Source organism: Pseudokineococcus marinus, assembly GCF_013004605.1.
GTDB lineage: Bacteria > Actinomycetota > Actinomycetes > Actinomycetales > Quadrisphaeraceae > Pseudokineococcus > Pseudokineococcus marinus.
Genome location: NZ_JABEMA010000156.1, coordinates 1 through 7,364 on the forward strand (window position 1 = coordinate 1; position 7,364 = coordinate 7,364).

The window sequence follows — 7,364 nt, forward strand, 5'->3', positions numbered from 1 at the left end:
CCCGCGGGGGGCGGCGGCCGGCGGGAGCGGGGTTCCGGTCAGCTGACCGTCACCCCGTTCCACACCTCGTCCTGGACGGGGCTCGTCTCGTAGCCCTCCACGTCCTCGGCGAAGGCCAGCGACGGGACCGGCGAGGCGAGCGGGACGCCCGGCAGGAACTCCATGATCTGCTGGTTGATCGCCTCGTACGCCGGGCCCTGCTCGTCCGCCGTCGCGAGGCCGCGGGCGTCGGACAGGGCGGTGAAGAGCTCGGGGTTGTCGAAGCCCCACTCGTTCTTCGGGGTGCCGAAGAAGACGCCGACGAAGTTGTCCGGGTCGTTGTAGTCGCCGGTCCAGCCGAGCAGGTGCAGGCCGTGGTCCTCGGTGCCCTGGATGCGGTCCAGGTAGTCGGGCGACCAGGGCAGCGCCACCGGGTTGACGGTGATGCCGACGGCCTCGAGCTGGCTGCGGATCGCGACGAAGGTGTCCTCGGGGCTCGGCATGTACGGCCGCGAGACGCCGGTCGGGTACACGAAGTCGACCGTCAGGTCGCTCTGGCCGGCCTCGGCGAGCAGCTCGCGCGCCCGGTCCTGGTCGTAGTCGTAGGTCTCGACGTCGTCGGAGTACCCCGTGACGATGTCCGGCATGAACTGCGTCGCCGCCGTCGTGCCCTCGGGCATCGACTGGCTGATGACGGCGTCCTTGTCGATGGCGTGGGCGATGGCCTGGCGCACCCGCGGGTCGGCGAGCTCGGGCACGGCCTGGTTCATGCCCAGGTAGAGCACGTTGAAGGGGTCGCGCTCCTCGATCTGGAAGCCGGCCTCCTCGAGCGCGGCGACGTCACCGGGGGCGACGAGGTCATAGCCGTCGACCTGCCCGCCCTCCAGGGCCTGCCGGCGGGCGTTGCCGTCGGCGATGGTCTGGATGATGACCTCGTCGACCTGCGCGGCGTCGCCCCAGTAGTCGGGGTACGGCTCCAGCGTCACGGACTGCCCGCGCTCCCAGCTGCCGAACTGGAAGGGGCCGGTGCCCGTGGGGTGCTCGGTGCCGTAGGCGCTGAAGCGGACGTCGTCCGCCGTGCCCTCGAGGTTGTCGGCGTCGTGCTCCTCCATCGCCGTGGGGCTCTGCATGGAGAAGGCCGGCAGCGACAGGGAGGCGATGAAGCCGGCGAAGGGACGCGTGAGCGTGACGACGGCGGTCTGCTCGTCCTGCGCCTCGCAGCTGTCGTAGAGGCCGCCGACGAGCTCCGGGTCCTCGCTCTCGGCGAAGCCCTGGAAGATCGAGTTGTAGTAGTACGAGATGTTCTCGTTCTGCTGCAGCCCGGTCCAGCCGTGCCAGCGGTCGAAGTTGGCGCAGACGGCCTCGGCGTCGAAGGTCGTGCCGTCGTGGAACGTCACGTCGTCGCGCAGGTCGAAGGTGTACGTGAGGCCGTCGTCGCTCGTCTCCCACGACTCCGCCAGCAGCGGCGCCGGGTCGGGCGTGCCGGGCTCGGTGCCGACGAGGCCCTCGAACATCTGGCGCGCCACGCGGAAGGTCTCGCCGTCGCTGGCGAAGGCCGGGTCCAGGACCACGGGGTCCGAGCTGGCCGCGAAGACGAAGGTGCCGCCGCCCCCGCCGTCGCCGGTGGCCTCGCCGCCCGCGTCGTCGCGCTGGCTCTCCGCGCAGCCCGCCGTCGCCAGCAGCGCCCCGGCCGCCAGCAGGGCCGCGGCCCGTCCGCCGATGCCTCGCACCATGGATGTCGCTCCGTCACCTCGGGGAAGCCGCGACCGGTCCGGTCGGCGGCGCAGTGACGTTAGTGCGCCCGGGCGCGGCTGGGGAGCCCTCCGCGCCGGACTCGTCGGTCACGATCCGGTGGCGGTGCTCCCCCGGCGGGCCACGAGCGGGAGCAGGTCCTCGGGCGCGACGCCCGCCAGCGTGGGGACCACCGTGCGTCCCGGCCCCTCCGGCAGGGCGACGACGTGCGGGACGGCGATCGCGGGCACGCCGGCCGCCTCGGCGGAGGCCAGTCCCGTCGGGCTGTCCTCGACGGCCACGCAGCGCGCCGGCTCGACGCCCAGGGCCGCGGCGGCGCGCAGGTAGGGCTCGGGGTGCGGCTTGCCGCGCTCGCACGCGTCGCCCGTGACGACGACGTCGAAGAGGCCGTCGGGCAGGTGGGCGAGCATGGCGTCGGCCATCGAGCGCCACGACATCGTCACGAGCGCGAGCGGGACGCCCCGCTCCGCGAGTCCCGTGAGCAGCTCGTGCGCGCCGGGCCGCCACCGCGGGTCGCGCCGCAGCTCCGCGCCGACCTGCGCCCCGAGGACCTCGATGAGCTCCCGCACGGGCAGGTCGACGCCGCCCTCGCTCCGCAGCACCTCGGCGGACACCTCGAGCTGGTTGCCGACGAGCGCCATCGCCTGGGAGTCCGTCCACACCCCGCCGTGGGCCTCGACGAGCGCCCGCTCCGCCGCCCACCACACCGGCTCCGTGTCGACGAGCGTGCCGTCCATGTCGAACAGGACGGCGTCGGGCAGGCCGCTGCCCGGCAGACGTGCGTCGGGCGCGGCGGCGCGCGCCTCCCCGGTGCTCGCCGCGGCGGAAGGGGTGGTCTCGGCGGGCATGGCCGCGAGTCTGCCAGCCGCGCCGTCCCCGACGCCGTCGGCGGCCGCCCTGGACGGGCGAGTCGTCGCCTGCTCGCCCCGCGAGGCCGCCGTGTGAGGGCGAGTCGACGCCTGCTCGCCCCGGGGGGCCCCGGGGAGGGCCTCTGGCTCAGACGGCGTTGAAGTACTTGGCCTCGGGGTGGTGGACGACGAGGGCGTCGGTCGACTGCTCGGGGTGCAGCTGCAGCTCCTCGGACAGCTCGACGCCGATCCGCTCCGGCTCGAGCAGCCGCACGAGGTCGCGGCGGCTCTCGAGGTCCGGGCACGCGGGGTAGCCGAAGGAGTAGCGCGAGCCGCGGTAGCCCTGCCCGAGCACGCCGTCGAGGTCGCCCGCGTCCTCGGCGCCGAAGCCGAGCTCGGTGCGCACCCGGGCGTGCCACATCTCGGCCATCGCCTCGGTGAGCTGGACCGACAGGCCGTGCAGCTCGAGGTACTCGCGGTAGGCGTTGCGCGCGAACAGCTCCCCGGTGACCTCGGCGACCTGCGAGCCCATCGTCACGAGCTGCAGCGGCAGGACGTCGGGCCGGCCCAGCGCCTCCACCTCGTCGCGGTCGCGGAAGAAGTCGGCCAGGCACAGCCGTCGGTCGCGCCGCTGGCGCGGGAAGGAGAAGCGCAGCCGCTCGGTGCCCGGCTCGCCGCCCGTGCCGTCGCCCTCGTGGTGGGCGACGACGAGGTCCTGGCCCTCGGACCAGCACGGGAAGTACCCGTAGACGACGGCGGCGCGGGTGATGCCCTCGGTGCGCACCCGGTCGAGCCACATCCGCAGGCGCGGGCGCCCCTCGGTCTCGACCAGCTCCTCGTACGACGGCCCCTCGCCGCCGCGGGCGCCGCGCAGGCCCCACTGGCCGAGGAAGGTGGCGCGCTCGTCGAGGTAGGACGCGTAGTCCGCCAGGTGCACGCCCTTGACCACGCGCGTCCCCCAGAACGGCGGGACGGGCACGGTGACGTCGCGGGCGACGTCCGAGCGACGCGCGCGCGGGTCCTCGCCCTCGGCGAGCGCCACGCCGCCGCCCTCGTCGTCGGCACCGGCGCGTCGGCGCACGCGTCGCGGCCGCAGGGCGGGCAGCGTCTCGGAGACGCTCGCGCCCGGCGTCGTGCGCGCCGCCGCGATGGCGTCCATGAGCCGCAGGCCCTCGAAGGCGTCGCGGGCGTAGCGCACCTCGCCCTCGTACATCTCCGCGAGGTCCGTCTCGACGTACGCGCGGGTCAGCGCGGCGCCGCCGAGGATGACCGGCCAGCGCGCCGCGAGCCCCCGCTCGTTGAGCTCGGCGAGGTTCTCCTTCATGACGACGGTCGACTTCACGAGGAGCCCGCTCATGCCGATCGCGTCGGCGCCCGTCTCCTCGGCGACGCGGATGATCTCGCTGATCGGCTGCTTGATGCCGATGTTCGTCACGTCGTAGCCGTTGTTGGACAGGATGATGTCCACGAGGTTCTTGCCGATGTCGTGGACGTCGCCCTTGACCGTGGCGAGCACGATCTTGGCCCGCGCCTGGCGGGCGGTGCCGCTCGCGGCGGCCTCGGCCTCGATGTGCGGCTCGAGGTGCGCGACCGCGGCCTTCATCACCTCGGCCGACTGCAGGACGAACGGCAGCTGCATCTGGCCCGACCCGAAGAGCTCGCCGACCTCCTTCATGCCCGCGAGGAGGTGGTCGTTGACGACGTCGAGGGGGCTCGTGCCCGCCGCGAGCGCCTCGTCGAGGTCGGCGTCCAGGCCCTTGCGCTCGCCGTCGACGATGCGCCGGGACAGCCGCTCCCCCAGCGGCAGGGCCAGCAGCTCGGCGGCGCGGTCGGCGCGCACGGAGGCGGCGTCGACGCCCTCGAAGAGGTCGAGCACGCGCTGCAGCGGGTCGTAGGTGACGGCGCCCTCGTCGTCGTAGCGCCGCCGGTCGTGGACGAGGTCGAGCACGGCCTCGCGCTGCTCGTCGGGGATGCTCGCCATCGGCATGATCCGCGCGGCGTGGACGATGGCGGAGTCGAGCCCCGCCGCGACCGCCTCGTGGAGGAAGACCGAGTTGAGGACGGCGCGCGCCGCCGGGTTGAGGCCGAAGGAGATGTTCGACAGGCCGAGCGTCGTCTGCACGCGCGGGTGGCGGCGCTTGATCTCGCGGATCGCCTCGAGGGTCTCCACCCCGTCGCGGCGCGTCTCCTCCTGGCCGGTGGCGATGGGGAAGGTCAGGGCGTCGACGATCACGTCGGCCTCGTCCATGCCCCAGGTCCCCGTGAGGTCCTCGACGAGGCGCGTGGCGATGGCGGCCTTGGTCTCCGCGGTGCGCGCCTGGCCCTGCTCGTCGATCGTCAGCGCGACGACGGCGGCGCCGTGCTCGCGCACCAGCGGCATGATCCGGGCGAAGCGGCTGCCGGGCCCGTCCCCGTCCTCGTAGTTGACGGAGTTGACGACGGCGCGGCCGCCGACGAGCTCGAGGCCCGCCTCGATGACCGCGGGCTCGGTGGAGTCGATGACGAGCGGGAGGGTCGACGCCGTCGCCAGCCGGCTGACGACCTCCTTGACGTCCGCGACGCCGTCGCGGCCCACGTAGTCGACGCAGACGTCGAGCAGGTGCGCGCCGTCACGGGTCTGGCCGCGGGCGATCTCGACGCAGCGCTCCCAGTCCCCCGCCACCATCGCCTCGCGGAACGCCTTGCTGCCGTTGGCGTTGGTGCGCTCGCCGATGGACAGCACGCTCGCGTCCTGGGCGAAGGGCACGTGCTGGTAGATGCTCGCGACGCCGGGCTCCGGCCGCGGGTCGCGGGGCGTGAGCGGCCGCCCGCCCACCCGCTCCACGACCTGGCGCAGGTGCTCGGGCGTCGTGCCGCAGCAGCCGCCGACGAGCGCGAGGCCGAACTCGCGGGTGAAGCGGTCGTGCGCCTCGGCCAGCTCGGCCGGCGAGAGCGGGTAGTAGGCGCCGTCCTTGGACAGCTGGGGCAGCCCGGCGTTGGGCATCGCCGTCACCGGCACCGCGGCGTGGCGCGCGAGGTGGCGCAGGTGCTCGCCCATCTCGGCCGGCCCCGTGGCGCAGTTGAGCCCGATCCCGTCGACCCCGAGGGCCGCCAGCGCCGTCAGCGCCGCGCCGATCTCGCTGCCGAGCAGCATGGTCCCGGTCGTCTCGACGGTGACCTGGACGAGCACGGGCACCTCGACCCGCGCCTCGCGCATGGCCCGGCGCGCGCCGACGACGGCGGCCTTGGCCTGGAGGAGGTCCTGCACCGTCTCCACGAGCACGGCGTCGACGCCGCCGTCGAGCATCCCGAGCACCTGCTCGGCGTAGGCGTCGCGCAGCAGCGCGTACGGCGCGTGGCCGAGGCTCGGCAGCTTCGTGCCGGGACCCATCGACCCGAGGACGAAGCGCTCGTGGTCGGCGGTGCTCGCGCCGTCGGCGGCCTCCCGGGCCACGCGCGCCCCCGCCGCGGCGAGCTCGCGGATGCGCGACTCGATGCCGTACTCGGCGAGGTTGGCCCAGTTGGCGCCGAAGGTGTTGGTCTCGACGAGGTCGACGCCGACGTCCAGGTAGGCCTCGTGCACCGAGCGCACGACGTCGGGGCGGGTCGCGTTGAGGACCTCGTTGCAGCCCTCGTGGCCCTCGAAGTCCTCGAGCCCGGGAGCGGCGGCCTGGAGCATCGTCCCCATGGCCCCGTCGGCCACGAGGACTCGCTCGGCCAGGGCTGCGCGCAGGCGCTGCGGACGGTCGCTCACGGGCGTCGATGCTAGGCGCCGTCGTCGGGCGCGCCGGGTGCGCGCCCGTAGGGTGGACGCGCTGCTCGCGGGGCCGTCCGCCCCCGTGGGCCGGGGGCGCCCTGGCCCCGGCGGCGGGCGGCAGGACGAGGAGGACGTGTGAGCGAGCAGGCGCAGCGGTCGCCGGGCCCGGTGCCCGAGCTGAGGGACCCCGTCGTCCTCGCGGCCTTCGAGGGCTGGAACGACGCCGCCGAGGCGGCGAGCGGCGCGCTGGACCACCTGGCGCGCGTGTGGGGCGAGACGCCGCTCGGCGAGCTCGACCCGGAGGACTACCACGACTTCCAGGTGAACCGGCCGGTCACGGGCTTCGACGAGGACGGCCGCCGCCGCATCACCTGGCCGACCACCCGCCTCGCCTGGGCCCGGCCGCCGGGCGGCGAGCGCGACGTCGTGCTCGTCCACGGCATCGAGCCGTCGATGCGCTGGCGCTCCTACACGGCCGAGCTGCTCGACCGCGCCGCCGCCGTCGGCGCCCGCACCGTCGTGACGCTCGGCGCCCTGCTGGCCGACGTCCCGCACACGCGGCCCATCCCGATCACGAGCACCGGCGACGCGCCGTCGATGGAGCACCTGGCGCTGGAGCCCTCGCGCTACGAGGGCCCCACGGGGATCGTCGGCGTCGTCGCCGACGCGGCCGCCGAGCGCGGGCTCTCCTCGGTGTCGCTGTGGGCCGCCGTGCCGCACTACGTCGGGCAGTCGCCCTCGCCCAAGGCGGTCCTGGCGCTGCTGGGCCGCGTCGAGGAGGTCATCGGCGCCCCCGTGCCGCTCGAGGACCTCGCCGAGGAGGCGGAGGCGTGGGAGCGCGGCGTCGACGAGCTCGCCGGCGAGGACGAGGAGATCGGCGAGTACGTCCAGCAGCTCGAGCAGGCCAAGGACACGGCCGAGCTGCCCGAGGCGAGCGGCGAGGCCATCGCCCGCGAGTTCGAGCGCTACCTGCGCCGCCGCGGCGACGAGGGCCCCCCGCGGCGCGGGCCGGCGGGCCCGCCCGCCTGAGGCGACGGCCTCGCGCCCCG

4 protein-coding genes are annotated in these 7,364 nt (G+C 74.9%); 1 reads left to right on the top strand and 3 read right to left on the bottom strand.

The annotated features are described in order from the left end of the window. Window positions 1–38: 38 nt before the first annotated feature. The 3 genes from HLB09_RS10580 to metH form a co-directional block, all read right to left on the bottom strand. Window positions 39–1,712: an ABC transporter substrate-binding protein gene (locus HLB09_RS10580; protein WP_171203344.1), complete on the bottom strand. Its 1,674-nt coding sequence runs from the start codon at window positions 1,710–1,712 to the stop codon at window positions 39–41. Between the two features lie 108 nt (window positions 1,713–1,820). Next, window positions 1,821–2,579 carry an HAD family hydrolase gene (locus tag HLB09_RS10585; protein WP_171203345.1) on the bottom strand — a complete coding sequence of 253 codons (759 nt, stop codon included), beginning with the start codon at window positions 2,577–2,579 and terminating at the stop codon, window positions 1,821–1,823. A gap of 148 nt (window positions 2,580–2,727) precedes the next feature. Further along, window positions 2,728–6,312: a methionine synthase gene (gene metH / locus HLB09_RS10590; protein ID WP_171203346.1), complete on the bottom strand. Its 3,585-nt coding sequence runs from the start codon at window positions 6,310–6,312 to the stop codon at window positions 2,728–2,730. A gap of 138 nt (window positions 6,313–6,450) precedes the next feature. Here metH and HLB09_RS10595 point away from each other — a divergent pair, with 138 nt between their 5' ends. After that, window positions 6,451–7,344 carry a PAC2 family protein gene (locus HLB09_RS10595; protein WP_322790133.1) on the top strand — a complete coding sequence of 298 codons (894 nt, stop codon included), beginning with the start codon at window positions 6,451–6,453 and terminating at the stop codon, window positions 7,342–7,344. Window positions 7,345–7,364 lie beyond the last annotated feature (20 nt).